At 46.8% G+C, this 26,006-nt stretch carries 24 protein-coding genes and 4 tRNA genes; 18 read left to right on the top strand and 10 right to left on the bottom strand.

Translation table 11 applies throughout. The features are described from left to right. Positions 1-1,020, bottom strand: a complete 1,020-nt coding sequence (locus FTU50_RS11115) for a sulfate ABC transporter substrate-binding protein (RefSeq protein ID WP_180047077.1) — start codon at positions 1,018-1,020, stop codon at positions 1-3. Between the two features lie 571 nt (positions 1,021-1,591). Between FTU50_RS11115 and FTU50_RS11110 the strand changes: the two genes are divergently transcribed. The 5 genes from FTU50_RS11110 (at position 1,592) to FTU50_RS11090 (ending at position 4,293) form a co-directional block, all read left to right on the top strand. After that, complete coding sequence (locus FTU50_RS11110; protein ID WP_104472435.1) at positions 1,592-1,903, top strand: hypothetical protein; 312 nt, start codon at positions 1,592-1,594, stop codon at positions 1,901-1,903. A 152-nt stretch (positions 1,904-2,055) separates the two neighbouring features. Beyond that, positions 2,056-3,564, top strand: coding sequence for a glutamate--tRNA ligase (gltX, locus tag FTU50_RS11105; protein ID WP_180047075.1), 1,509 nt, complete (start codon positions 2,056-2,058; stop codon positions 3,562-3,564). A gap of 57 nt (positions 3,565-3,621) precedes the next feature. Continuing rightward, positions 3,622-3,697 (top strand) — tRNA-Ala (locus FTU50_RS11100). 28 nt (positions 3,698-3,725) lie between these two features. Continuing rightward, positions 3,726-3,801, top strand: a tRNA-Glu gene (locus tag FTU50_RS11095). 150 nt (positions 3,802-3,951) lie between these two features. Beyond that, complete coding sequence (locus FTU50_RS11090; protein ID WP_005180548.1) at positions 3,952-4,293, top strand: hypothetical protein; 342 nt, start codon at positions 3,952-3,954, stop codon at positions 4,291-4,293. 264 nt (positions 4,294-4,557) lie between these two features. On the opposite strand, the gene ettA is transcribed toward FTU50_RS11090, so the two are convergent. Beyond that, complete coding sequence (gene ettA / locus FTU50_RS11085) at positions 4,558-6,219, bottom strand: energy-dependent translational throttle protein EttA (RefSeq protein ID WP_005180550.1); 1,662 nt, start codon at positions 6,217-6,219, stop codon at positions 4,558-4,560. Between the two features lie 316 nt (positions 6,220-6,535). On the opposite strand from ettA, the gene FTU50_RS11080 reads away from it, so the two are divergent. From FTU50_RS11080 to FTU50_RS11070, 3 genes are all read left to right on the top strand, one after another. Further along, complete coding sequence (locus FTU50_RS11080; protein ID WP_005180552.1) at positions 6,536-7,813, top strand: O-acetylhomoserine aminocarboxypropyltransferase/cysteine synthase family protein; 1,278 nt, start codon at positions 6,536-6,538, stop codon at positions 7,811-7,813. 307 nt (positions 7,814-8,120) lie between these two features. After that, positions 8,121-9,008, top strand: a complete 888-nt coding sequence (locus FTU50_RS11075; RefSeq protein ID WP_005180554.1) for an SDR family NAD(P)-dependent oxidoreductase — start codon at positions 8,121-8,123, stop codon at positions 9,006-9,008. 81 nt (positions 9,009-9,089) lie between these two features. Then, positions 9,090-9,404, top strand: a complete 315-nt coding sequence (locus FTU50_RS11070) for a hypothetical protein (protein WP_005180556.1) — start codon at positions 9,090-9,092, stop codon at positions 9,402-9,404. 52 nt (positions 9,405-9,456) lie between these two features. On the opposite strand, the gene FTU50_RS11065 is transcribed toward FTU50_RS11070, so the two are convergent. Continuing rightward, positions 9,457-11,808, bottom strand: a complete 2,352-nt coding sequence (locus tag FTU50_RS11065) for a Tex family protein (protein ID WP_180047073.1) — start codon at positions 11,806-11,808, stop codon at positions 9,457-9,459. 335 nt (positions 11,809-12,143) lie between these two features. On the opposite strand from FTU50_RS11065, the gene ompR reads away from it, so the two are divergent. The 3 genes from ompR (at position 12,144) to FTU50_RS11050 (ending at position 16,354) form a co-directional block, all read left to right on the top strand. After that, the gene (gene ompR / locus FTU50_RS11060) at positions 12,144-12,908 is read left to right on the top strand and encodes a two-component system response regulator OmpR (RefSeq protein ID WP_005180561.1); all 765 of its coding nucleotides are present in this window, start codon (positions 12,144-12,146) and stop codon (positions 12,906-12,908) included. A gap of 260 nt (positions 12,909-13,168) precedes the next feature. Continuing rightward, entirely contained in the window at positions 13,169-14,629 is a 1,461-nt protein-coding gene (locus FTU50_RS11055; RefSeq protein WP_075167846.1) for an ATP-binding protein, read from the top strand. A gap of 207 nt (positions 14,630-14,836) precedes the next feature. After that, a complete protein-coding gene (locus FTU50_RS11050; protein ID WP_005180567.1) occupies positions 14,837-16,354 on the top strand; it encodes an acetyl-CoA hydrolase/transferase family protein in 1,518 nt (505 codons plus the stop codon). A gap of 82 nt (positions 16,355-16,436) precedes the next feature. Here the strand turns inward: FTU50_RS11050 and FTU50_RS11045 are convergent, their stop codons facing one another. The 4 genes from FTU50_RS11045 to FTU50_RS11030 all read right to left on the bottom strand — a co-directional run bounded on the left by FTU50_RS11045 (position 16,437) and on the right by FTU50_RS11030 (position 18,038). Continuing rightward, a complete protein-coding gene (locus FTU50_RS11045) occupies positions 16,437-16,946 on the bottom strand; it encodes a hypothetical protein (protein ID WP_104483905.1) in 510 nt (169 codons plus the stop codon). Between the two features lie 231 nt (positions 16,947-17,177). Further along, positions 17,178-17,253: transfer RNA gene (locus FTU50_RS11040), tRNA-Phe, on the bottom strand. A 133-nt stretch (positions 17,254-17,386) separates the two neighbouring features. Beyond that, a tRNA-Phe gene (locus tag FTU50_RS11035) sits at positions 17,387-17,462 on the bottom strand. Between the two features lie 198 nt (positions 17,463-17,660). Then, a complete protein-coding gene (locus tag FTU50_RS11030; RefSeq protein WP_016658426.1) occupies positions 17,661-18,038 on the bottom strand; it encodes a GNAT family N-acetyltransferase in 378 nt (125 codons plus the stop codon). A gap of 96 nt (positions 18,039-18,134) precedes the next feature. Here FTU50_RS11030 and hisB point away from each other — a divergent pair, with 96 nt between their 5' ends. The 6 genes from hisB to FTU50_RS11000 all read left to right on the top strand — a co-directional run bounded on the left by hisB (position 18,135) and on the right by FTU50_RS11000 (position 22,660). Continuing rightward, positions 18,135-18,728: an imidazoleglycerol-phosphate dehydratase HisB gene (gene hisB, locus FTU50_RS11025; RefSeq protein WP_005180581.1), complete on the top strand. Its 594-nt coding sequence runs from the start codon at positions 18,135-18,137 to the stop codon at positions 18,726-18,728. Then, positions 18,728-19,345: an imidazole glycerol phosphate synthase subunit HisH gene (hisH, locus tag FTU50_RS11020; protein WP_160232268.1), complete on the top strand. Its 618-nt coding sequence runs from the start codon at positions 18,728-18,730 to the stop codon at positions 19,343-19,345. The genes hisB and hisH overlap by 1 nt, the downstream gene beginning before the upstream one ends. Positions 19,346-19,496: 151 nt before the next feature. After that, on the top strand, positions 19,497-19,985 hold the full coding sequence (locus FTU50_RS11015) for a DUF805 domain-containing protein (protein ID WP_016658424.1): 489 nt from the start codon (positions 19,497-19,499) through the stop codon (positions 19,983-19,985). A 74-nt stretch (positions 19,986-20,059) separates the two neighbouring features. Further along, entirely contained in the window at positions 20,060-20,728 is a 669-nt protein-coding gene (locus FTU50_RS11010) for a 3'-5' exonuclease (protein WP_168408671.1), read from the top strand. A 178-nt stretch (positions 20,729-20,906) separates the two neighbouring features. Continuing rightward, positions 20,907-21,638, top strand: coding sequence for a 1-(5-phosphoribosyl)-5-[(5-phosphoribosylamino)methylideneamino]imidazole-4-carboxamide isomerase (gene hisA / locus FTU50_RS11005; RefSeq protein WP_075167328.1), 732 nt, complete (start codon positions 20,907-20,909; stop codon positions 21,636-21,638). An 86-nt stretch (positions 21,639-21,724) separates the two neighbouring features. Next, positions 21,725-22,660, top strand: a complete 936-nt coding sequence (locus tag FTU50_RS11000) for a DMT family transporter (RefSeq protein WP_168383896.1) — start codon at positions 21,725-21,727, stop codon at positions 22,658-22,660. Positions 22,661-22,693: 33 nt separating this feature from the next. Here FTU50_RS11000 and FTU50_RS10995 read toward each other — a convergent pair whose 3' ends face one another. Genes FTU50_RS10995 through FTU50_RS10985 form a run of 3 tightly spaced genes read right to left on the bottom strand, consistent with a single transcriptional unit; the run spans position 22,694 to position 24,713 of the window. After that, positions 22,694-23,086: a hypothetical protein gene (locus tag FTU50_RS10995; RefSeq protein ID WP_005180599.1), complete on the bottom strand. Its 393-nt coding sequence runs from the start codon at positions 23,084-23,086 to the stop codon at positions 22,694-22,696. A gap of 32 nt (positions 23,087-23,118) precedes the next feature. Then, complete coding sequence (locus FTU50_RS10990) at positions 23,119-23,745, bottom strand: DUF1294 domain-containing protein (protein WP_163170452.1); 627 nt, start codon at positions 23,743-23,745, stop codon at positions 23,119-23,121. A gap of 17 nt (positions 23,746-23,762) precedes the next feature. Next, entirely contained in the window at positions 23,763-24,713 is a 951-nt protein-coding gene (locus FTU50_RS10985; protein ID WP_005180603.1) for a homoserine kinase, read from the bottom strand. 110 nt (positions 24,714-24,823) lie between these two features. Here FTU50_RS10985 and hisF point away from each other — a divergent pair, with 110 nt between their 5' ends. Next, a complete protein-coding gene (gene hisF, locus FTU50_RS10980; RefSeq protein WP_303113667.1) occupies positions 24,824-25,585 on the top strand; it encodes an imidazole glycerol phosphate synthase subunit HisF in 762 nt (253 codons plus the stop codon). Positions 25,586-26,006 lie beyond the last annotated feature (421 nt).

The following is a 26,006-nucleotide window of genomic DNA, read 5'->3' as shown; positions in this document are numbered from 1 at the left end:
TTAACGTTTGCTGCTATAAATCTGGTCGAAGATGGCGCCGTTCGCAAAGTGGGTTTGCTGCGCTTTGGCCCAGCCACCAAATACTTCATCAATGGTGAAGGTTTTCAATTTCGGGAACTGATGCGCATACTTGGCCAGTACCTTTTCATTGCGTGGACGATAGAAATGTTTGGCTGCCATTTCCTGTCCCAGCGGTGAATATAAATAGTTGATATAACCGGTTGCCAGCCACTTGTTGCCATTGCGCTCTACGGTACGGTCAACAATTGCCACTGAAGGCTCGGTTAAAATCGACATCGATGGATAAACAATATCGAACTTGTCTTTACCCAAGGTTTTCAGGGTCACCAGCGCTTCGTTTTCCCAGGTCAGCAGTACATCGCCAATGCCGCGTTCTGCGAAAGTGGTCATTGAGGCACGTGCTGCAGAGTCCATCACTTTAACGTTGTGATACATCTTGCTGACAAAATCTTTGGCTTTGGCTTCATTGCCGCCCGGCTGGTTCAATGCATAGCCCCATGCAGACAGGTATACCCAACGTGGCAGACCACCGGTTTTCGGGTTTGGGGTAATAATCTGTACACCCGGTTTGGTTAAATCGGTCCAGTCTTTGATGTGCTTTGGATTGCCCTTACGCACCATAAATACGATGGTTGAGGTATATGGTGCCGAGTTATGCGGGAACTCTTTTTGCCAGCCCGGCTGGATCTGGCCCGATCTGACGATTTCTTCAATATCGTTGGCCAGTGCCAGAGTCACCACATCACCTTTCAGGCCATCGACCACTGAACGCGCCTGTTTGCCTGAACCGCCATGGGACTGCTTGAAATTCACGCTTAAACCGGTGCGTTTTTTCCAGTAATCACCAAATGAGGCATTAAATTCATCATAGAATTCGCGTGTCGCATCATAAGACACGTTCAGAAATTGACGATCCGCTGCCTGGGCAGAATTGACCGTTGCCGCAAGGCCGGTTGCCAGCAAAGCCGCTGAAAATAAAGCTTTAATTTGAGATTTCATGACAGCACAAATAGGTTATCTACATTAATGCTAACTATATGAAATAAAATCATAAATCGCAATTCAGAAAAATTTTTACTTTCGTTTTAAGATGGGCAATTTTTTCTTTTAATCATTTGTTTTTCTTTTAAAAAGCAGCATAACCGATGGGCCAAAATCAGGTTATAGCTTTTTATGGAATAGATATTCAAAAATATGAATAAACCCGGCTTTCAAACGCTTAACGAGATGTCCTGATTTAAAGCAAGATTAAGATGAGATAGCCCGCGCTTGATCCATTCACCTAAATACCCAGTTACATATCAATAAAATGCGAAACTTGCATAATTATATATAAAAAAATATGATATAAGATAAGTTTTGTTGCTAATCTTCACTTTCTCTTCACAGTTATTTGCTAAAACATGTACTCAACAGCGAAATGTGAATAGAAGTAACCAGTAACCTGACATTTTTTATATTTTTGTAAAAAGTGTGATGCAGTTCTTACTTTTTACATTTTATCTGTGGTTATATAGTAGCCACAACGTAAAAAAAATTAAATCCAAAACCAGTTTGGGGGAGTATCAGGATGAAACAGTCAGTCTATGTACTGTGTTTAAGTTTAGGATTGGGCCTGATGGCGCAAACCAGCCATACGGCAGTGGTTAAAAATACCCATACTGCGGTGAAAATGGTGCCGGCCAAACCCTCCCTCATTGAAAAAGCCCTGTTGCAGCAAAAAGAACAGTTAGGCACCACCAAAACAGACAAGCTGCAAGCCGATAATGACCTGAAAATGATGACGTCAATTAAAGCAGCGCCAACCCAGAATTTCTTTGCTTCACAAAACCAGCGTTTTAGCCGTTTTGTACAATCCTTCTTCAGCTCAAACCAGTCTTAATTGACCGGATTGAACTGAACCTGCGCGTGGCTGACTCCCCCCTCAAGCCGCGTGCTGTTGCAGCCTGATCATCGAATGCAGAATAAAGCATTAAGTGATCAGGCTTTTTCGTTATAATAGATTCCAATTTACATTCTGACTCATTACTGATTATGACTGTTCGTACCCGTATTGCTCCTTCTCCTACCGGTTTTCCGCATGTAGGCACTGCATATATTGCCTTGTTTAACCTGTGCTTTGCCAAACAGCATGGCGGCGAGTTTATTTTGCGTATTGAAGATACCGACCAGCTGCGCTCGACCCCTGAATCTGAAAAAATGATTCTCGATTCTTTGCGCTGGTTAGGCCTGAACTGGTCAGAAGGTCCAGATGTGGGTGGCCCACATGCGCCATACCGTCAATCGGAGCGTATGGACATCTATAAACAGTATGCCCTGGAACTGGTTGAAAAAGGTCATGCCTTCTACTGCTTCGCGACTGCAGAAGAACTGGACCAGATGCGTGCTGAACAGCAAGCACGTGGCGAATCTCCACGTTATGACGGTCGCGGTTTACAGCTTTCTGCCGAAGAAGTTCAGCGTCGTCTGGCGGCAGGCGAACCACATGTAATCCGCATGAAAATTCCAACCGAAGGCATCTGCAAATTTAACGACATGCTGCGCGGTGAAGTGGAAATTCCTTGGGCGCAAGTCGACATGCAGATTCTGCTGAAAACTGATGGCCTGCCAACCTATCATTTAGCCAACGTGGTCGATGACCATTTAATGCAAATCACCCACGTCATTCGTGGTGAAGAGTGGATTCCATCGGCACCGAAACATCAGTTGCTGTATCAATACTTTGGCTGGGATATGCCGGTACTGTGCCACATGCCGCTGCTGCGTAACCCGGACAAATCCAAGCTGTCAAAACGCAAGAACCCGACTTCAATCAACTACTATAAAGACATTGGCGTACTGCCAAAAGCCTTGCTGAACTATTTGGGCCGCATGGGCTGGTCAATGCCGGATGAGCGTGAAAAATTCACCCTGGCGGAAATGATTGAACACTTTGACATCAACCGTGTGTCTTTGGGCGGTCCAATCTTTGATGTGGAAAAACTGAACTGGCTCAACGGTCAGTGGATTAAAGCCCTTTCTCCGGCTGAACTGCTGGATACCTTGTTGGCCTGGAAAGCCGACCGCGCCAAGCTGGAAGAAATTGCTGCCGCGATCCAGCCACGTATCAACCTATTATCTGAAGCCGTGAACTGGTCTGCGCACTACTTCAACCATTTCCCAACACTTTCAAAAGAACAGTTTGAAAGCAAAAAACTGTCTGAAGAACAGGTGCGTCAAAGCTTGCAGTTTGCCATCTGGCGCCTGGAAAGTCTGTTCACCTGGAACAATGACACCGTGAGCCAGACCTTAATGGACTTGGCCGCACAAATGGAAATTAAACTGCGCGACTTTATGCCGGCATTCTTTATTGCCATTGCCGGTTCAACTGCCTCTACGCCAGTGATGCAGACCATGGTCACTATTGGTCCGGATTTAACTTTTGCCCGCCTGCGCCATGCGCTGGAAATTGTGGGTGGACCAAGCAAAAAAGAGCTAAAAGCTTGGGAAAAACTCAATGAAAGCTTAAAATTGCCGAAAAATGATGCAGTTGATGCAAGTTAATGCAGTTTTTTGTTGACGTGTGAGCATTATCTTCATAATATAGCGCTCACACAGACTGGGGCCATAGCTCAGTTGGTAGAGCGCTACAATGGCATTGTAGAGGTCAGCGGTTCGATCCCGCTTGGCTCCACCATGGTTTCATAATTGTGTTGCCTCAATAAGTCCCTATCGTCTAGAGGCCTAGGACATCGCCCTTTCACGGCGGTAACCGGGGTTCGAATCCCCGTAGGGACGCCATATTTAAGCTCACTTTTAAAGTGATCTGATAAAAAACCCAAGCATTATGACTTGGGTTTTTTATTGCCTGTTGTTTTATTTTGCTGTGCTTTTTTGCTTTCTGATGTATTCCGATTAAAATAAACCACAGATTAGAATTTTGGAGTTGTAATGCAATACCGTTGCCCGAAGTGTCAAAGCCCGAAAATCATGCCTGTTGCGCAAGCAGGCCAAGCAGCTCCACGTCCGGTGGTGCCAAAAAGCCTGGTATTTCTGATTCCAGCCATTTTTATTTTATTGCTGCTGGTGCTGATTAGTATTGCAATGTGGATTTTTGGTGATGGTGCGGGCACTACCCTGCAAACAGCAACCGTAATTGTCTTTGTGATCTGTTTAATTGCCGGCTTCATGTTCTATCGTGATTTGCCAGATTTTAAAATTTCAATGCAGGCTTTTATGCAAAACCAGAAGAAATGGAAATGCCGCGAATGCAACCATGAGTGGGAAATCTGATTTTTCTCATTGATTCAAACAAAGCTGCATCTGGCGTTGATAAGGATAGCCCTCAACGCCAGCCTATGATTATAAAAAGATAAAAATCATCTCCCTCAATGAATTGCTAAAAAGTATTGCACCACTTCCCGCGATCGCTGCACACCCTCCTTCTATAATTTATATAGCGCGACCAGGATAATGCTCACCTCTTTATAGCTCTCTATTCAAACTACATAAAAAAACCAGCCCGAAGGCTGGTTTTTTATGCATCCAAATTAGGGATTAACCACCAATTTTGCGATATTTCTGACGCTTGGTAATCAGGTCATCACCATCACGTTTACGACGGTATTCTTCGAATTCAGCATAGTTACCAGTGAAGAATTCAGGAGTTTCACCTTCGAATGACAGGATGTGCGTTGCAATACGGTCGAGGAACCAACGGTCATGCGAGATCACCATCACGGTACCCGGGAAGACCAGAATTGCATCTTCAAGCGCACGTAAAGTTTCGATGTCCAGGTCGTTTGACGGTTCATCGAGTAGGATGACGTTAGCGCCCATTTGCAGGATTTTCGCCAGTTGCAAACGGTTACGCTCACCACCTGACAATTGACCAACACGTTTTTGCTGATCTTGGCCTTTAAAGTTAAAGCGGCCAATATAAGCACGTGATGCAATTTCGTATTCACCAATACGTAAGATGTCTAAACCGCCAGACACTTCTTCCCACACGGTTTTGTTATCATCTAGCGTGTCACGAATCTGACCCACGTAAGCGACTTTAACCGATTCACCCAGTGTTACCGTACCGGTATCTGGCTGCTCTTCACCAGTCATCATACGAAACAGTGTGGTTTTACCTGCACCGTTCTCACCCACAATACCGACAATTGCTGCAGGTGGTACAGTGAAGGTTAAATCTTTATACAGGGTACGATCACCAAATGACTTGCTGATGCCTTCAACCTCAACCACCTTGTTACCCAAACGTGGACCAGGTGGAATGTAGATTTCAGAAGTTTCGTTACGCTGCTGGAATTCACGTGAGTTCAGCTCTTCAAAACGCTCCATACGCGCTTTGTTTTTCTTTTGCTGACCTTTAGCATTTGAACGAACCCATTCAAGTTCTTTTTTCAATGCCTTCGCAAAAGATTCTTCCTGCTTCTGCTCTTGCTCTAAACGCGCGTTCTTTTGCTCTAACCAAGACGAATAGTTGCCTTGATATGGAATACCATGTCCGCGGTCAAGCTCCAGAATCCACTCGGCAACGTTATCAAGGAAGTAACGGTCGTGGGTAATCGCCACGATGGTGCCCGGGAAGTCTTTCAGGAAACGTTCTAACCATGCAACAGATGATGCATCTAAATGGTTCGTCGGTTCGTCCAGCAGCAGCATGTCTGGTTTAGACAATAGCAAACGGCACAGTGCCACACGACGGCGCTCACCACCTGAAAGCTTAGTCACATCTGCATCCCATGCTGGCAGGTTTAATGCCGCTGCGGCTTGCTCCAGCTGGTTATTCAGGTTGTGCGCATCCCAAGTCTGAATAATGGCTTCCAGCTTTTCCTGCTCTTTTGCAAGCGCATCAAAGTCTGCATCTTCAGCCGCATATTCAGCGAATACTTCGTCCAGACGCGCCAATGCATCAAGGGCTTCACGTACCCCATCTTCCACATTACCACGAACGTCTTTGGTTGGATCGAGCGGTGGTTCTTGCTCAAGGTAGCCGATTTTAATCCCTGGCTGTGCACGTGCTTCACCAGAGAAATCTTTATCTACGCCCGCCATAATACGAAGCAAGGTCGATTTACCTGCACCGTTTAGACCAAGCACACCAATTTTTGCGCCTGGGAAAAATGATAAAGAGATGTCTTTTAAGATTTCGCGCTTCGGCGGAACCATCTTCGACACTCGGTTCATCGTATAAATATATTGGGCCACGTAGGACTCCTCAATAGAAAAACCAATTTCGGGGGCAAAACCGCCACCCCTACTCAAATGAGCGAAAAAATAATCGGCTATTATACCTGAAAGCCAGAAAAAGATAAGGGATCGGCCTCATCTTCCACGCTTTGTTACAACTCTTTAAAGTGTCCAAAATTCAGGTATACATTGCAGCCTTATCCGCCGTTGAAATTTTAAAATGAGGGCGTCTTTATGAAATTTAAAGATAATTGTTGCAGATATTTCCCTCTTTATTTCATAAATAGACCTGCTACACTTGATCAACATATAACTCACGCAAGATGAACGAAAAATGACGTATAAAGCTGAAACTTTGGCCATTCATGCTGGCTACACCCCTGAACCGACCACCAAAGCTGTGGCAGTGCCCATTTACCAGACCACCTCTTATGCCTTTGACAATACCCAGCACGGTGCCGATCTGTTCGATTTAAAAGTACAAGGCAATATTTATACCCGTATCATGAACCCGACCACGGCAGTGCTGGAACAACGCGTGGCAGCGCTCGAAGGTGGGATTGGTGCGCTGGCACTGGCATCGGGGATGGCTGCAATTACCTATACCATTCAGACCCTGGCCGAAGCCGGCGATAATATTGCATCAGTTTCAACCCTGTATGGCGGTACCTATAACCTGTTCGCACATACGTTGCCAAAACAGGGCGTCGAAGTCCGTTTCTTTGATTATCAGAACCCGGAAGCCTTACGCGAACTAATTGATGACAAAACCAAACTGGTTTTTGTGGAATCAATTGGCAATCCGCTGGGGAATATTATTGATTTAGAAGCCATCTCCCAAATTGCGCATGAATATGGCATTCCGGTGGTGGTGGATAACACGGTGGCTACACCGGTGCTGCAAAAATCCTTTGATTTTGGTGCCGATATTGTGGTGCATTCACTGACCAAATATATTGGCGGCCATGGCACTTCGATTGGTGGAATTATTGTCGATAGCGGTAAATTCCCGTGGGGTAAATATCCTGAACGTTTTAAATCTCTAAATACCCCTGACCCAAGCTATCACGGGGTGAATTATGTCGAAGCCTTGGGCGAAGCGGCCTTTATTGCCCGCGCCCGCGTAGTGCCGCTACGCAATACCGGTGCAGCGATTAGCCCACATAATGTTTTCCTGATTCTGCAAGGACTGGAAACCTTAAGCCTTCGTATGGAACGTCATACCGAAAATGCCCAAAAAGTGGCGGAATATTTACAGCAGCATCCAAAAGTGAAATGGGTCAATTACGCCGGCTTAAAAGATCATCCACAACATGCGCTGGCGCAAAAATATGTCAAAGGCAAACCATCTGCGATTCTGTCTTTTGGTGTGCAAGATGGCCGTGAAGGCGGCACCCGCTTTATTGATGCGCTGCAACTGTTTACCCGTTTAGTCAATATTGGCGATGCCAAGAGTCTGGCCTGCCACCCGGCTACCACCACCCATCGACAATTAAATGATGAAGAGCTGAAAGCGGCGGGTGTAAGTGAAGATATGGTACGCCTGTCAATTGGTATTGAACATATTGATGATTTGATTGCCGATCTGGAGCAGGCGCTGGCTAGCGTTTAATTATTGCAATTTCACGACAAACGGTCTGCTTTTGCGCTGCAATGGCAGACTTTTTGCTTTTTAAACATAGAAACAAGGACTTGCTTTTTCGAAAAATTTTAAGCAGAATTTACCAAACAACCCCAATACCCCATTAGAGTAATTACTCTAAAATAACTTTTAATTTCAATCACTTATTTTATGGCTTTTTTTAAACTTCGGTTATTATAATGCCCATCATAACAGCCCGAACCAATGAGATTGGGCGCAAAAATTCAAATAACAAAGACCATTGAGTCTGATCTTTTAATCAAGCAGGGATACAAGTGTGAAGGCAAAACTAGAGAAACTTTTCAAGAAAAAAGTAAATGGAAAAACCGTACTGATTACCGGTGCATCCAGTGGTATCGGACTGACCACCGCTTATCGTCTGGCAGAGGCGGGAGCGCATGTGCTGCTGGTGGCACGTACCCAGGAAACCCTGGAGCAGGTAAAAGCAGAGATTGAAGCCAAAGGCGGCAAAGCATCTATTTTCCCGTGTGATTTAAATGATTGGGAAGCCATTGACCAGACTTCAAAAGATATTTTAGCGTCTGTCGATCATATTGATATTTTGGTTAACAATGCCGGACGTTCAATCCGTCGTGCCGTGCATGAATCTTTAGACCGTTTCCACGATTTTGAACGCACCATGCAGCTGAATTATTTTGGTGCCGTGCGTCTGGTGATGAATATTCTGCCACAAATGATGGTACGTCGTAGCGGCCAGATTATTAACATCAGCTCGATTGGCGTATTGGCCAATGCGACCCGTTTCTCGGCTTATGTTGCCTCTAAAGCCGCATTGGATGCTTTTAGCCGCTGTCTATCGGCCGAAGTACATTCACACAATATTGCAATTACCTCCATTTATATGCCACTGGTGCGTACTCCAATGATCGCACCCACCAAAATGTATAAATATGTTCCTACCCTTTCACCGGAACAGGCGGCCGATTTAATCTGCTATGCCATTGTGAAACGTCCGAAGAAAATTGCCACGCATTTAGGACGTTTGGCTTCAATTACTTATGCGATTGCACCGGATATTAACAACAAGCTGATGTCGATTGGTTATAACCTGTTCCCAAGTTCATCGGCTTCGGTGGGTCAGCCACAAAAGCTGAACTGGGTACAAAAAGCGTATGCCCGTTTGTTCCCGGGTGAACACTGGTAAAACAATCCTTTTAAAGACCTGTCTAATGACAGGTCTTTTTATGTTATAAAACCCCTCATTTTGAACAGTTAAAGTAAGACTATGCGGACCTTTTCCCTTATTCTGCAATATGGGTGTTTTGCCTTTGCCCTGTTTCTGGGCTATCAGGTGGCGATGGCGCTGTATCATCAGGATTATGAGCTGATGGAATTGATTGCCGATGTGGGCACGATTCTGATCTGTATTGATTTAGGTGTGTTTTTATTTTCTAGTAAAGCTGCCAATAAGCTGAGTTTGCAAGAATATGCCAAACAGCTGGAACAGCCGCCTACGCCACTGGTGAGTTTTACCCGCAAGCTGGGGCATTTGGGCATTATGCTGATTTTATGTAGCTGGATTGTGCCGATGGTCAATTAAATAGGGCAATAAAAAAACCTCCCAATTGGGAGGTTTTTTTAAGAGCTAAAGATTACTTCGAACCTTTAATGCCGGCTTGCAATAACAATGCACCTAAACCACCAATTTTATTGTCTTGTGGTTTGGCCGCTTGCGGCTTTTTGCCCTGAGGGCGATCACCCTGCGGACGCGCCTGTTGCGGACGTTTACCCTGCGGCTTACGTTCAGTACGCTGTTCGTTTTGGTCACGGCGTGGCTGACGTGGTGCTTTCGCTGCTGCAGCACCTTCCGGACGCATCGACAGGTTCACACGGTTACGCTCAACATCTACCGTTAAAACACGCACCTGAACAATTTGACCCGGTTTCACCACTTTATGCGGATCAGACACGAATTCATTCGCCAGTTCAGAAATATGGACTAAACCATCCTGATGCACACCAACATCGACAAATGCGCCGAAGTTGGTGACATTGGTGACCACACCTTCTAGCTGCATGCCTTCAGACAATTGCGATACTTCGGTAATATCATCACGGAATTTGGCAGTACGGAATTCCGGACGCGGGTCACGGCCCGGCTTTTCAAGTTCGCTCAGCACATCCTGAATGGTTGGTAAACCAAACTGGTCATCTACAAATTCTTCGGCATTGACCTGACGGATAATTTCAGTATTGCCAATAATGTCTTTTACAGTCGTTGCTTTGGCTTCAACAATTTTAGACACCAGCGCATACGACTCCGGGTGCACCGCAGAGGCATCAAGTGGCTCAGAACCATTTTGAATACGCAAGAAACCTGCCGCCTGTTCAAAAGTACGCTCACCTAAACGTGGCACTTTTTTCAGAGCCTGACGGTTATCAAAACGGCCATTTTCCTTACGGAAATCCACAATTTGCTGCGCGATTGATTTGTTCAGACCTGCGATATAACCCAGAATTGCTGCAGATGCCGTATTCACATCCACACCTACCGAGTTCACACAGTCTTCCACCACCGCTTCCAGGGTTTTGGCCAAACCAGTCTGGTTCACATCGTGTTGATACTGACCCACACCAATTGATTTCGGATCAATTTTCACCAGCTCTGCCAATGGATCTTGTAAACGACGGGCAATGGATACTGCACCGCGAATCGACACATCCAGCTCTGGAAGTTCTTGAGAAGCCAATTCAGAAGCAGAATAAACCGAAGCACCTGCTTCAGACACAGAAACGCGAGTCAGTTTCAGGTCACTGTTTGCTGCCATCATTTCAGCTACTAGCGCTTCAGTTTCACGGCTTGCGGTACCGTTACCGATCGCAATCAGGTCGACATTGAACTCGCGGCATAAACGTGCCAGCTCGGCCAGTGAACCTTCTTTATCATCTTTTGGAGCAAATGGATAAATGGTGCTATGTGCCAGTACATCGCCTGATTCATTCACGACTGCCAGTTTCACACCGGTACGGATGCCCGGGTCAACGCCCAGCGTCGTACGTGCGCCAGCAGGTGCAGACAGCAGCAGATGACGTAAGTTTTCAGCAAACACCTGCATCGCTTCTGCTTCAGCCGCCAGACGTTTTTCAGTCAGCAATGAATGCTCGATGGTCGGACGGACTTTACCCAGCCAGAACAGTTTTGCGGTCTGCTTTAAATAGTCCTGACGCGCTTGTGGCTGCACGGTATCTAAGTTGTATTCGGTTTCAATACGTGCCAGTGGCGCTTCATCTTCACCATCAACTTTTAAGCCCAGCACGTTTTCCTGACGGCCGCGCAGCATGGCCAGCAAACGGTGCGATGGTACTTTGTTCAGGCTTTCAGAGAAATCGAAGTAATCACGGAATTTTTTACCGACTTCTTTTTTCTCATCACTGGCCACCAGACTTTTCAGCACAGCAGTTTTGGCAAAGGTTGCTTTCAGTTCAGTGGTGAGTGCAATATTTTGCGCCCAGTCATCAATTAAAATATGCTGAATCGCATCGAGCTGGCTTTCCAGGTCTGGATAATCTTCATGGCTAAAGCCGGCAAGCGCTTCTACTGGATCAATCGCTTCTGCAAAGATTTTCTCTGCGATTGGACCCAAGCCGGCTTCTTTGGCTTTAAAAGATTTGCTGGTACGTTTTGGACGGTACGGCGCGTAAATTTCTTCTAAGGCATTTTTAGTTTCAGCCGCATTCACACGTGCCAATAAATCATCAGATAATTTATTTTGTTCTTTGAGTGATTCAATCACTTTTTCACGGCGTTCAAACAAATCACGCAAATACGCTAAACGTGTATCGAGCTGGCGAAGTTGCGTATCGTCTAAGCCCTGCGTTACTTCTTTACGGTAACGTGCAATAAAAGGAACACTGGCACCTTCATCAATGAGTTTGATGGCAGCTTCTACCTGATTTGGACGTACGGCAAGTTCTTTTGCCAACTGCTGAACTAAGTCAGTCATCGTGTTTGATCCCACAAGGATAAGTACTAAATGGCATGATTATAAAGACCAGGCCCATAAAATCCACAATTGTTTTATGAAATTTACAGATGGCGATTCTTGCCAATTCGCAGATATTTCACATTTTTGCGGTAAATTCATCATTTCAGGGCCTTTTCTTCCCCAAATTGTGGGATTTATCTTCTATCATAGATGTATATATTTGGTATCTATGTCTTGATTTTAACTGCAATATTTGTTGCTTTAGAGCATAGTCAAGGCATACAGATGAATCGTATACTCAAAGTCAGTGAAAGCTTTGCATACGACCACAATAAAGAATAAAGGAGCACATCATGAGTTTAGTTGTACCTGCTGAAAATACAGATGCCGTACATACCGAAACTGACCGCGTTGAACGCATTCTCGTTGTCGATGATGATGTGCGTTTGCGTACGCTGTTACAGCGTTTTCTGGAAGATAAAGGTTTCGTGGTCAAAACTGCCCATGATGCTACGCAAATGGATCGCCTGTTACAACGCGAGCTGTTTTCCCTGATCGTGCTCGATTTCATGCTGCCGGTTGAAGATGGCCTGAGCATTTGCCGCCGTTTACGCCAGTCCAGTATTGATACGCCAATTATCATGCTGACCGCACGCGGCAGCGACTCAGACCGTATTGCCGGCCTTGAAGCAGGTGCCGATGACTATCTGCCAAAACCGTTTAACCCGAATGAACTGTTAGCGCGTATTCGTGCCGTATTACGCCGCCAGGTGCGTGAAGTCCCAGGCGCACCAAGCCAGCAGATGGAAGTGGTCAGCTTTGGACCGTGGGCGCTAGATCTTTCGACCCGTACCCTGACCCGTGAAGGTCAAGTCGTGACTTTAACTACAGGCGAGTTCGCAGTGTTAAAAGCGCTGGTACAACATCCTCGTGAACCGCTGACCCGCGACAAGCTGATGAATCTGGCGCGTGGCCGTGAATGGGGCGCAATGGAACGTTCGATTGATGTGCAAGTGTCTCGCTTACGCCGCCTGATTGAAGAAAACCCGGCACGTGCGCGTTATATTCAAACGGTGTGGGGTGTGGGTTATGTCTTTGTTCCAGATGGTGCGGAATAAAGCTCACTCATCGAATCTATGACGGAGTCTTACGGTCTATTCCCCACTGATGGGATACAACCTGCGGTTCGCCTTACTTTTGTTTCGGCAAAAGTAAGCAAAACCATTGTCATCCGCAAAACTCGGCAAATTCCGTCATTTCAACCAATATTTCGCAGAAACATAAGTAATTTACTTGAGTCCTGCCTCAAACAGTTGCGGATGACCTAACGCGTATCCAATTTTGGGGGAGAACTTTCCCTTTTTAAAAAGGACTCATTGTGAAACTCGACCCCATCGATCCACAAGACTTTACCGACTTTGAAACCTATTCAGAACGCAAACGCACGCCGTGGGAACGCTTTCTGGATAAAATCAAACCGCGCTCGGCTGCCATGCGGACCACCGTGCTGGTGTTGTTTGTGGTGATTTTCAGTCTGTTTATGTCCCTGTGGTTCTTTTGGCGCACCCTGTATCTGCCGGAAATCCAGCAACATGCCCGTTATCTGGCGGTTGAACTGGAAATTCTGAACAATCCGGAATTACGGATTTTCCATAATGATGCCGAAGTCGATGTGGATGCCTGGCTAAAAAACCGGGTCGGGATTGAATACATTACCGATCCCAAGGAATATCCAAATGTCCGTGACAAGGTTATTGCCGAATTCTTTACCCGACAAATCGAGAAAAAACTGGCCAATGAACTCAAAGCCGATGATGTAACCGTGTATTTCCAGTTCAAGCCCAGCCCACGTATCTGGATTCAAACGCCGGAAATGAACGGCCACTGGGTTCGTGAACCATTAAAAACCTATGCCAACTACAGCCCGGAACTGGTGTTTGGCTGGCTGCTCGGCATTCCACTGCTGTCTGCCATTATTATTCTGACCCTAGTGCGTCAGCTAAACCGGCCATTACGCCGTTTGCAGGAAGCCGCCAATACCTATAGTCAAACCGGTAAAGCGCCTTATCTGGAAACCAACCACGGGCCGCTAGAAATCCGTCAGGTGAACCAGGCCTTTAACCAGATGATTTTTACCCTGGAGCAGACCGAGCGCGACCGCCGGATTATGCTGGCCGGAATTTCGCATGACCTGCGCACACCCCTGACCCGGATTCGCCTGAGTGCAGAAATGATGCCGGATGAAGACTTTTTAAAAGAAGGCCTGATTTACGATGTCGAAGATATGGACGCCATTTTGGACCAGTTCATTTCCTATATGCGTGATGGCTCGGATGAAGAACTGCAAGATACCGATTTAAATGCCTTGTTACAGGAACTGGTGATCCAGTTTAAACCGCTGGACATTCGCTTTAGCCCGGAAGAATTACCGATTTTGCAGGCACGTAGCCTGTCGCTGAAACGTTTAATTGGCAACCTGATTAACAATGCCAAGCGTTATGGCACCGAACCGATTGAGCTATCTGCCAAGGTACAGGAACAGTTTATCTGCATTAGTGTGGCCGATCATGGGGAAGGCATTCCTGAAGATCAGATTGAATCTTTAATGCAGCCTTTTGTGCGTGGGAATGCTGCACGTACCGTCCAAGGCAGCGGTTTAGGTCTGGCCATTGTGAAACGGATTGTCGATATTCACCAAGGCGAGCTGATTATTCGCAATCGCGAGCAAGGTGGACTCGAAGTCATCATCTCTTTACCGCTGCCCGAACAGCCAGATGATGAAAAAAACAACAGCAGCACTCTAGAAAAAATTAAGCAAAGTATTACAGAACATTTCTAAATCATGCTTAAACATTGATCAATCAGTTCTTGGTAAAGATTTGGCTTTTAATTTTTATTATTGAATTTTCAACAAGATAAAAAGCATCAAATATATTTATACCTGCATTTTTTGAAAAAATTAGACCTTAGCCTAACAGGTATGCAAAATGGCTTTTTTGATGGGTACAATCGCCATCAGTTCTGATTTTTCAAACGAGAGTAAACCATGTCCCTAGATCGCATCCGTTTAGCTTCCCTACATGACAAGGTTATGAGTGCGGAGCAAGCTGCTCAATTCATCCAAGACGGTATGACTGTTGGTATGAGTGGCTTTACACGTGCCGGTGAAGCGAAAGCTGTTCCTTTGGCTTTAGTGAAACAAGCACAAGCGAATCCTCTAAAAATTACATTAATTACTGGTGCGAGCTTAGGGAACGATCTCGACAAACAACTGACTGAAGCCGGTGTACTGGCACGTCGTCTGCCTTTCCAAGTGGATAACACTTTACGTAAAGCCATCAACAAAGGCGAAGTCATGTTCATCGATCAGCACTTGTCTGAAACAGTTGAGCAAATGCGTAACCAGCAGCTGAAAAAGCCAGATGTAGCGGTAATTGAAGCCGTTGCAATTACTGAAGATGGCGGCATCGTGCCAACCACTTCTGTAGGTAACTCTGCAAGCTTTGCAATTTTTGCTGAAAAAGTCATTGTTGAAATTAACACCAACTTAAGCCCGGCATTTGAAGGCTTACACGACATTTATATCCCGACCTATCGTCCAACCCGTCAACCAATTCCATTGACCAAAGTTGACGAGCGTATCGGTACTCAAGCAATTAACATCGATCCTGCAAAAATCGTTGGTATCGTATTTAACAGCGAATTACATGACTCTCCATCAACTGTCACTGCACCAGATGACGAGACTCAATCAATTGCCAACCACTTGATCGCATTCTTTGAAAAAGAAGTAGCTGAAGACCGTTTACCGAAAAACCTCGGTCCTTTACAAGCAGGTATTGGTTCAATCGCTAACGCAGTATTGACCGGCTTGAAAGAATCAAACTTCGAAGACCTGATCATGTACTCAGAAGTACTGCAAGACTGTACTTTCGAACTGATTGATGCCGGTAAAATGAAGTTCGCTTCAGGTTCATCTATTACCCTGTCTGCGAAATACGGCGAAAAAGTATTTAACAACCTGGAACAGTACAAAGACAAACTGGTTCTGCGTCCACAGGAAATTTCAAACCATCCGGAACTAGTACGTCGTTTAGGTATTATCGGCATCAACACTGCGCTTGAGTTCGATATCTACGGTAACGTGAACTCCACTCACGTATGCGGTACCAAAATGATGAACGGTATTGGTGGTTCAGGTGACTTCGCGCGTAACGCTCACCTGGCCATCTTCGTGACCAAGTCTATTGCCAAAGGCGGTGACATTTCATCTGTTGTTCCATTTGCATCGCACATTGACCATGCAGAACACGACGTTGACATTCTGGTGACTGAACAGGGTCTTGCCGATCTTCGTGGTCTGGCACCGCGTGAGCGCGCTCGTGCGATTATCGACAACTGTGCACACCCAATGTACCGTGATGCATTAAACGACTACTTCGACCGCGCATGTGCAAAAGGCGGCCACACTCCTCACCTGTTACGTGAAGCGTTGGCTTGGCACAGCAACTTCGAAGAAAATGGTCACATGCTGGCCCAAGAAGCAGCGGTAAAAACGGCTTAATCTCGGCCTGAATCAGATCTAAAAAAACGCTCCTCTGGAGCGTTTTTTTATGGTTGGATAGTTTCCCCTATCACGTCATCTATTATCGGGTCGGGTTGCGTAACTGTGAGCTGATATCGGGGAACAAGCTATTGCCCAGATTCATCTCATAATCGACCACGCCTAAAGAGATATTGGGTAAATCAAGCTGGATCTGTCCATCCGGGCCACGAAATGGCGCCAGCAGGGTTTCCAAGCCACGTAACGGGTTATCCGACTGCAAACCGGCGGCAATCGCCAGAATATGCTGCTGCAACGCCGGAGAAAGGTGATCCATATTGACCGGTTCTTTGGCCGGCATGGTAATCAGGACAGGCGGGTCCGGGTCAATGACCCGGTTTTGAGTGTCCTGCTGAATTTGCATGATCCGATGCTGTAATGCCTTACGCTTTGCACGATCTTCCTGATACGGAATAAAGCCCACTTCCTGACGTAGTTCAGGTTCTGCCATGACCTGAAGCGTTGCTAGACGCTCGGGTTGCGCCCAGACCGACGTTGAGCCGATTCCCAGCATAATCATTACAGTCGAGGAGAACATCTGAAAGCGCGTCATACACGGCCTCCTGAACAGTAATGAAACATGTCTCTCTATTAAGCGCCAGAATGCAATCTTATTCAGCAGGATTCGTGTTATTGAGCTGTTATTAGCGTAACTGTGTTCCCGATCTGATCAGACCCAGTGAATCTTGAAGATGAACGATGAACGATGAACGATGAAAGATCATGCTGCCATTTTTAAATGCCATAAAAAAAAAGCCCCTGCAATGCAGGGGCTTTTTGAATATGGTGGCGAGACCCAGGATCGAACTGGGGACACACGGATTTTCAATCCGTTGCTCTACCAACTGAGCTATCACGCCGATGCCGTGTATTAAGCCGCATCTGGGGAAATTAGTCAATATAAATCATGACATTTTTATTTAATCGAGTATTTTTTACCCAAAAAAAATCCCTGATTGGATCAGGGATTGAAAACGTTTAAACGTTTGAATATGGTGGCGAGACCCAGGATCGAACTGGGGACACACGGATTTTCAATCCGTTGCTCTACCAACTGAGCTATCACGCCGATGACGCGTATTAAACAATCTCCGCCCGGTGCCGTCAAGCAGCTTTTGCATAAATTCAAGTATTTGTTTACTTTTACAGCATTTTGTACGCTGTCTGCTTATTTTTTAAGTGAAACGCCCGCGATTCCAGCCATTTGCAGGCCAGCAGATAAAAAAAGAGAGGCGATTAGCCTCTCTTGAATTTCATTTTAACTCGCTTAGAGCTTGTCCAGATGTGCCAGACAACGGTGAATTGCGCCACAGCCCGGTTCAAACTGATTCACGCCTTTGGCTTCTTCCATGCGGCAGACTTCACTGACCAGACGCTCGGCCACACCACGACCACGATTGGCCGGATGCACCACAATATATTCCAGGGTCCTGCTTTCGCCCTGCCCGGTACACCAAATTGCACCAATTAATTTTGTATTAAATTCTGCGGTATAAAGTAGGGTATACTGGTTCAGATGTTGCTCGAGTTGCTCTACCGCATCCTGGCCATCACCAAACTCCGGACTGGTGTCATACAGTCGCTCAAGCTGGCTGCGCACTTCATCATTTTCCAGTGAAGTATAAGCATGTACGGTAATAGGCATTGATTAACCCTCCTGAGCAATCTAATATGCTGGGACTTCGTCGCAGCGAAACATTTTTACATCCATCATTTTTAACGTTTTTTGAGGAACGTGTCCATGACAGAGCGTATCAGTGAAGTGGTAAGAAACACTAACGAAACCAAAATTCGAGTTCGTTTAAACCTCGACGGTACCGGTCAAGGCACACTCAACACTGGTATTCCATTTTTAGACCATATGATTGATCAAATCAAGCGACACGGTTTGTTTGATATTGATATTCATTGTGATGGCGATCTGGAAATTGATGACCACCATACCGTAGAAGACTGTGGTATTACCCTGGGTCAGGCCTTTGCACAGGCACTGGGCGATAAAAAAGGCTTAAAGCGTTATGGTCACTTCTATGCCCCACTCGATGAATCTTTAAGCCGTGCCGTGGTTGATTTATCTGGTCGTCCGGGCCTGTTTATGGATGTACCATTTACCCGCGCCACCATTGGCCGTTTTGATGTCGATTTATTCTCTGAATTCTTCCAGGGCTTTGTGAACCACTCGCTAATGACCGTACACATCGACAACCTGAAAGGCAAAAACAGCCACCACCAGATTGAAAGTGTGTTTAAAGCATTTGCGCGCGCACTGCGTATGGCCTGTGAAATTGATCCACGTGCTGCCAATACTGTGGCATCGACCAAAGGTACCCTGTAATGACCCGTATTGCCCTTCTTGATTATGGCATGGGGAATTTGCACTCTGCCGCCAAAGCTTTGGAACACGTCGGTGCTACGGTGGATGTCACCAATGACCCGAAACTGATTGCCCAGGCCGATAAAATCGTGTTTCCGGGTGTCGGCGCCATGCGCGACTGTATGCAAGGCATGCATGAAGCCGGGATCGATGAGGTCGTGCGTCAGGCGGTGTTTAATAAACCGGTACTGGCCATTTGTGTGGGTATGCAGGCGCTGATGCAACATTCCGAAGAAAATGGCGGTGCCGATGCACTGGGTATTTTTGAAGGGGTGGTAAAACGCTTCCCGGACGTTGAAGGTCTAAAAGTGCCACACATGGGCTGGAACCAGGTGCATCAGGCTGACCCGAGCCATCCAATGTGGAACAACATTGAACAGGATGCGCGTTTCTATTTCGTGCACAGCTTCTATGTCGAGCCGAAAGACAGCGCGATTGTGGCAGCGACCTGTGACTATGGTCTGCAATTCTGTACCGCCCTGCACAAAGACAACCTGTTCGCGACCCAGTTCCACCCGGAAAAAAGTCATACTGCCGGTCTGCAACTGTTAAAGAACTTTGTCGACTGGAAGATTTAAATCACTTCTTCTATTGTGCAAGATGTATAAAGCCGGGTTCGTCCCGGCTTTGTTTTTAGCTATTTTTTATTTCTTTCTTTTTTAAGCAATTTTTAGTAATATTTGACTGCTTTTTATACAACTCAATAAAAATAAAACAGGTAATTCAAAGATGCATAGCACCACTCATACCCAACACATCACGACACAAGATTCGGCACTCAGCGCGGCGGGGCGTTTTGGACGTTTCTCCTATCTGGCCTGGAACTGCCTGATTGCACTGTTAATGATTCCGGTTTTTCTGGTTTTGACCCTGCTCTTTCCCGGGCTGATGAATATTGATCCTGCTGGCGGCATTCCGCTCACCCCACTGGTGCTGGGCGCACTGATTTATCTGGGGGTGTTATATCTGATGTTTATTTTCACCATCCGCCGTCTGCATGACCGTAACCATACCGGCTGGCTATCGTTACTGATGCTGGTTCCAGTGGCCAACCTGTTGCTGATGCTGTATCTGTTTTTCGCCCCGGGTGACCAACGTGTTAACAGCTATGGTCCACCACGTGCTACGGCTGGCTGGGAAGCGGCGCTGGCCTGGATTTATATTATTCTGTTGGTGCTGCTATTTGCTTTCGCCATTTTTGGTGCAGTACTGGCCTAAAAGGTCCCGCTTGCTTAAAATAAGGCCTGACAATTCAGGCCTTATTTTTATCGCCAGCCCAAGGAAAAGATGGCATGAGCTTATCTTCAACATCATCCCATATGCCCTCTTCCAGCCAGCTGGAACAGCTGCCGCGCTTTCAAAGTCTGCCACCCTCTAAAATTCATCTGATTCAAACGCTGGCCGAATGTCAGCACTATGCGCATGAACTGAATATTGCAGCGGTACTCGGCTTTGATTCGGAATCTAAACCGATTTTTAAAAGTGGCGAAGTGTCGGATGGCCCGCACCTGATTCAGCTGGCCACACTAGATCGGGCCTATCTATTTCAGATGAATGAGGAAATCTGGAACTTTCTTAAGCCAATCTTCGCCAACCGTGACCAGATTAAAGTCGGCTTTGGCCTGAAAAATGATGCCCATCTATTTCGCAAAAAAGGCGTAGAACTGAACAGTGTGCTGGAACTGTCCAAATGCTTTCACAGCTTTGGCTTTAAAAACCCGGTCGGATTAAAACATGCCATGGCGCTGCTGTTTCAGGTCTATTTTCCCAAAAGCAAACGGCTCAGTACCTCGAACTGGGCCAATCCGGTATTAAGCACAGCACAAATGGAATATGCCGCCGCCGATGCTTATGCCCCGGTACTGGTTTTTGAAGAATTGTTGCGTTTGGGCCTGTTGCCGAAACAGATTCCCAATACCTCGCTCAAACTCAGAATCCGGCCATCTAAAACCCCGCCCTAAACCGCTTTGAAGATCAAGCTGCACAGACAGCCGGATTTTCTTCATCGAACCTTTGTTGACCGCCTGACACAGCACAGGCTGTTTTTATTTTTGCATGCAAATATAGCATTTAGAAAATTTTCGTTTATTGCTAAGATGGGCGGCAAGAAATTTAACCGATGAAGCAAGGAGCGAAAGCATGCTGATCATCCCTGCAATTGACCTGAAAGATGGAAAATGTGTCCGTTTAAAACAAGGTCGTATGGAAGACGATACCGTATTTTCTGATGATCCGGTGGCCACTGCACAGCATTGGGTCAATGAAGGTGCGCGTCGCTTGCATCTGGTCGACTTAAATGGCGCTTTTGCAGGTACCCCAATCCATAAACCGGTGGTCGAGGCCATTGCCAAAGCACAGCCAGACCTGCCAATTCAGATTGGTGGCGGTATTCGCTCGTTTGAAACCATTGAACATTACCTCGATGCAGGCGTGTCTTTTGTGATTATTGGCACCAAAGCCGTTCAAGAGCCAGAATTTGTCGAAGAAGCCTGCAAAAAATTCGCCGGGCATATCATTGTGGGCATTGATGCCATGAATGGCATGGTCGCGACCGATGGCTGGGCCAACGTGACTGAAGTGAAAGCCACCGATCTGGCCAAACGTTTTGCCGATGCCGGTGTCTCCAGCATTGTGTATACCGACATTGCCCGTGACGGCATGATGCAAGGGGTAAACGTCGAGCAGACTGTGAATCTGGCGCAATATTCCGGTTTACCAGTGATTGCTTCTGGTGGCGTGACCAATCTGGATGATGTCCGTAACTTAAAAGGCCAGCCAGGCATTTTAGGCGCGATTACCGGTCGTGCCATTTATGAAGGCAGCCTGAATTTGCGTGAAGCGCAATTGCTGCTGGATGAGCAAGCCCTCTAAGTGCTGCTGTCAGAAAGAGGTCTTCGGGCCTCTTTTTTTATGCCCTCACCGGGTTGATGTCTTTTTTGAATACTCGCTGATCTGCCATGTCTGATGCCCCTGTGAACCTTAAAACCACACTTAACAGCAAAGCGCCGCAACTGGCCCTGATCATGATTACCATGCTCTGGGGCGGTACTTTTGTGGCAGTCAAGCTGGCGCTGAATTATGCCAGCCCGATGTTTTTTGTCGGCTGCCGCTTTGCCGCCGCTGCACTGGCGGTCGCGCTGATTTCACTGCCGCATTTACGCGGTATGCAAGTCAAAGAACTCTGGGCCGGTGCATTAATTGGGGTCAGCCTGACTGTCGGTTATGGTACGCAAACCGTGGGGCTGCAGACCATCAGCAGTAGCGAATCGGCATTTTTAACCGCGTTATATGTGCCGCTGGTGCCGATCTTGCTGTGGCTGCTGTTCCGGAAACGGCTGCACATCATGATCTGGCTGGGCGCAAGCTGTGCCTTTATCGGGCTGGTTTTACTGACCGGCAATGGTTTGGGGCAGCTACAGCTGAGTTTTGGTCAGCTGATTACCCTGCTCGGCGCCATTGCGATTGCACTGGAAATTATCCTGATCAGCCATTTTGCCGGACGGGTTAATCTGCAACGGGTCACGGTGATTCAACTGCTGTTCGCCTCCCTGTTTGCCTTTCTTGCCATGCCACTGGTCGGTGAGCAGCAACTGCCGCAATTTTCCTGGATGTTGCTACTCTTGGCTGGCGGTTTGGGGCTGGCCAGTGCCTTGGTTCAGCTGGTGATGAACTGGGCGCAGCGCGCAGTCAGCCCGGCACAGGCGGCAATTATTTATGCCGGAGAACCGGTATGGGCTTCGCTGTTTGGCCGTCTGGCCGGCGAGCGTTTACCGTTTATGGCTTTGGTCGGTGGTTTTCTGGTGGTGCTGGGCGTGATTATCAGTGAATGGAAACCGAAATTTCTGCGTCAGAAACAGCAGCACACGCCATCAGCGAGCGATCTTCCGGACTAAATTTTAGGAAGATCGGTCTGATCATTTAAGCAATTAAGAATACATCGGCTCATTATCATTCAGGCGCATAATACCGCGAATAGCCCGATAGACAATCCACAGCCAAGACAGGCCAATCACCGCCAGACAGAAGGCCGAAGCACCAAAAATGACCTGGGCAAAGCGGTTCGGGTCTTCATCAATAAAGAAAATAAAAAAGAACGGCACAAAGGCCACAATATTCCAGAATAGATACCACCAGAAGCTGCGAATTTGCCAAGTAAAGTGGCTTTCAAAAATCGAACCGCGTACCGCGCCGCGTTTTACATAATTGATGATTAGCGCGACGATTGCCAGCAAGCCGGCACTAAAAATCGCCACGATATACAGAAGGTACAGAATAAAAGTCAGACTACGATTCGGGTCACGGTCAATGGAAGTATTCATATTGTTGTCCTGCACTCCCCGCCCCGCTATGCTCAGAGCGTCAACAGATTAAAAGGAGAAATAAACCATAAAATCAAAAGAATGTTTAAGCCGATTGTACAAAAATAAATTTTACGAAAAGGTTGTTTTTGTGTTTTATGTCGCATTTTTTCCTGTGCCAGCCAGGCCGCCGGCCAGCCCCCCAGAGCCGAAACCAGATGCAGGCTCTGTTCCGGAATCCGGCGGTGACCGAGTTGGGCCGCTTCCTTGTCTTGTGCATACAGCCAATAGCTGAGTGCATTCATCAGGCTAATCAATAACAGCAGCAAGCCGTGCAATAAGCCGGTCAGGGTCAGTACTGCCAGCACGAGAATATAAGCCACACACAGGATTTGCATGGCCGGACGTTTGGCCGCAGGACGCTGCCGCGGCTTGCTCACCACATCAGCACGCGGCTTGACCTGTGAGGCTTTTAAATACACCACCTGCTGGGCCCGATAGCGGCCGCGTTCATCTAGAATGACCTGATAATCCAGTGCACAACCGACAATCGGGCGCGGCCCCGGACGGGCAAAATCCTTGATATGCAAAAATACGTGGTCTTTGTCCGGATCATTGGGCTGAATAAAGCCATAGCCCTTGTCATCAAACCATTCAATTAACCGGCCCTGATCGCGCATTTCCCTACCCTTTATATTTAAGCTGTGACGAACTTTAAGCGCTCAATCAACATATTACGCATCTCGAGCGGATTTTTCTGCAAAATTGCGTCACCGCTGCGTCCTTGCAAAGCATTTTTTTGTGCCACCTGTAAACGCATCATCCAGAAACGGCCAGCAGCCATTGCCAGATACAGCTCCAGACAGGCTTTTTCATCTTCGGTTAAAGGACGAATGCGGTCATAGGCTTTTAAAAAGGCCATGGCTTTGTCTTCATTCAGGCTGACCTGCGGATACTCAGTACAGAAGTCATTTAAGGTAATGGCAATATCAAACAGCCATTCATCCTGATTCAGCTCGTAAAAATCCAGAATGCCCTGCAGCTGATCGCCTTCAAACAGGGTATTATCGCGGAATAAATCAGAATGGATAAACCCTTTTGGACGGTCCGGATAAATCGCGGTAAGCGCTTCATACAGTCCCAGCAATTTGCTGAGCAGGACTTTATCGGCCTCGCTCAAGCTGGGTTTAATTTCCTGGGATACCGCCAGCCAGTACGCATGATCGCGGACAAAAGCGCGTTTTAAAGGAAAATCTTTTAAGGCCACATGCATTTTGGCCTGTGCCACGGCAATGGCTTCCACCTGAGCGATGCTGGCCGGCATTGGATGCTCGCCGATTAAACGCGGCGCAATCTGGGCCGGTTTCTGTTTAATCGAGTGGATGGCCTTGCCAGCATAACTGAGCGGCACCGCCACAGCCAGACCTGCCTGACCCAAATGTTCCAGTACCGGCACCAGTTCACCGGCTGCCTGTTCATCCATGTCTTCAAACACGGTCAACACATAGTGTGTACCGTCCTGAGCCACCAAAAAGTAATTGGTATTTTGAATACCGCCTTGAATCGGAATCAGATCGACCACCTCAAGTCCATAAGGGGCTGCAAAATCCTGAACTTCCTTTAAAGTCAAAGGCGTATAAACCGACATAGAAAACCTGCGAAAAATCTTACATAAGTTTGATAGAATAGCGTGTCCATCTGCCAAGGTGTAGCGCTTGTGTGGGTGAGTTTCATAATCAGCTGAAATGACTGGAAAAAATTATGCTTGCTAAACGTATTATTCCTTGCCTAGACGTAGATAACGGCCGCGTGGTGAAAGGTGTGCAATTTCTGGATATTCGTGATGCAGGTGATCCGGTTGAAGTGGCGCGTCGTTATAACGAACAGGGCGCTGATGAAATCACCTTTTTAGATATTACCGCTACCCATCATGGCCGTGACACCACCTACCGTACCGTTGAGCGTATGGCAGAAACCGTGTTTGTTCCACTGACTGTGGGCGGCGGCGTGCGTAAAGTCGAAGATATCCGTTTATTACTGAATGCCGGTGCCGACAAGGTCAGCATTAACTCGGCTGCGGTGTTTAATCCGGAATTTGTGCAGGAAGCCTCACAACGTTTTGGCGCACAATGTATTGTGGTGGCGATTGATGCCAAAAAAACCGGCGACAACAAATGGGAAATTTTCACCCACGGTGGCCGCAAACCGACCGGGATTGATGCAATTGAATGGGCCGTGAAAATGGCTGATTACGGCGCGGGTGAACTGCTAATTACCTCTATGGATGCCGATGGTACCAAAGCCGGTTATGACCTGGCACTAATGCGAACCATTAATGACCACGTCAATATTCCAACCATTGCTTCTGGCGGTGTTGGCAATTTACAGCATCTGGCAGACGGAATTTTACAAGGCGGCGCCGATGCAGTTCTGGCGGCCTCAATTTTCCACTTTGGTCAGCACACCATTCCGGAAGCCAAGCAATACTTGGCGGCACAAGGTATTGAAATGCGCCTTTAAGCCCATTGGCTCAAAAATTTCAGAACTGAAAAGAGTGTAGCCATACACTCTTTTTTTATGCGGCAAAGCAAAACAAATAAAAAATGAAGATAAAAAAAAGGAGTCTTGAAGACTCCCTATAAACCAAGAATTGCTACAGCGCTTGGCATTAAAACGTACATATTTCAACAGAATCACCTTCGATGTAGGCAGAAGTTCTGCCGCTATCTTCAGCTTCTTTACTATAGAAAACTTCCCTGAACAGATATTGACCATCAACGCCAATTTTATTGACAATTCACGACAACAGCTTGCAAAGCAGTTGTTTTCAATCAGTTTTATTTGATCTCTATCACATAATTGATCCAGTATTATTGTTCCGCGAATATACTGACTTTGGGCCAATCAACGATGAATTTGCTCAGCAGATAAACAACCGTTA

This window comes from Acinetobacter sp. YH12112 (assembly GCF_013418945.1).
GTDB classification, from domain to species: Bacteria; Pseudomonadota; Gammaproteobacteria; order Pseudomonadales; family Moraxellaceae; genus Acinetobacter; species Acinetobacter indicus.
The sequence above is the reverse complement of the archived record's forward strand: the minus strand, read 5'-3'. Positions and strand labels throughout refer to the sequence as shown.

Coding starts and splice junctions, on each gene's coding strand:
- FTU50_RS11115 (WP_180047077.1), bottom strand. CDS start 1,020: ATGAAATCTCAAATTAAAGCTTTATTTTCAGCGGCTTTGCTGGCAACC.
- FTU50_RS11110 (WP_104472435.1), top strand. CDS start 1,592: ATGAAACAGTCAGTCTATGTACTGTGTTTAAGTTTAGGATTGGGCCTG.
- gltX (WP_180047075.1), top strand. CDS start 2,056: ATGACTGTTCGTACCCGTATTGCTCCTTCTCCTACCGGTTTTCCGCAT.
- FTU50_RS11090 (WP_005180548.1), top strand. CDS start 3,952: ATGCAATACCGTTGCCCGAAGTGTCAAAGCCCGAAAATCATGCCTGTT.
- FTU50_RS11080 (WP_005180552.1), top strand. CDS start 6,536: ATGACGTATAAAGCTGAAACTTTGGCCATTCATGCTGGCTACACCCCT.
- FTU50_RS11070 (WP_005180556.1), top strand. CDS start 9,090: ATGCGGACCTTTTCCCTTATTCTGCAATATGGGTGTTTTGCCTTTGCC.
- FTU50_RS11065 (WP_180047073.1), bottom strand. CDS start 11,808: ATGACTGACTTAGTTCAGCAGTTGGCAAAAGAACTTGCCGTACGTCCA.
- ompR (WP_005180561.1), top strand. CDS start 12,144: ATGAGTTTAGTTGTACCTGCTGAAAATACAGATGCCGTACATACCGAA.
- FTU50_RS11050 (WP_005180567.1), top strand. CDS start 14,837: ATGTCCCTAGATCGCATCCGTTTAGCTTCCCTACATGACAAGGTTATG.
- FTU50_RS11045 (WP_104483905.1), bottom strand. CDS start 16,946: ATGACGCGCTTTCAGATGTTCTCCTCGACTGTAATGATTATGCTGGGA.
- FTU50_RS11030 (WP_016658426.1), bottom strand. CDS start 18,038: ATGCCTATTACCGTACATGCTTATACTTCACTGGAAAATGATGAAGTG.
- hisB (WP_005180581.1), top strand. CDS start 18,135: ATGACAGAGCGTATCAGTGAAGTGGTAAGAAACACTAACGAAACCAAA.
- hisH (WP_160232268.1), top strand. CDS start 18,728: ATGACCCGTATTGCCCTTCTTGATTATGGCATGGGGAATTTGCACTCT.
- FTU50_RS11015 (WP_016658424.1), top strand. CDS start 19,497: ATGCATAGCACCACTCATACCCAACACATCACGACACAAGATTCGGCA.
- FTU50_RS11010 (WP_168408671.1), top strand. CDS start 20,060: ATGAGCTTATCTTCAACATCATCCCATATGCCCTCTTCCAGCCAGCTG.
- hisA (WP_075167328.1), top strand. CDS start 20,907: ATGCTGATCATCCCTGCAATTGACCTGAAAGATGGAAAATGTGTCCGT.
- FTU50_RS11000 (WP_168383896.1), top strand. CDS start 21,725: ATGTCTGATGCCCCTGTGAACCTTAAAACCACACTTAACAGCAAAGCG.
- FTU50_RS10995 (WP_005180599.1), bottom strand. CDS start 23,086: ATGAATACTTCCATTGACCGTGACCCGAATCGTAGTCTGACTTTTATT.
- FTU50_RS10990 (WP_163170452.1), bottom strand. CDS start 23,745: ATGCGCGATCAGGGCCGGTTAATTGAATGGTTTGATGACAAGGGCTAT.
- FTU50_RS10985 (WP_005180603.1), bottom strand. CDS start 24,713: ATGTCGGTTTATACGCCTTTGACTTTAAAGGAAGTTCAGGATTTTGCA.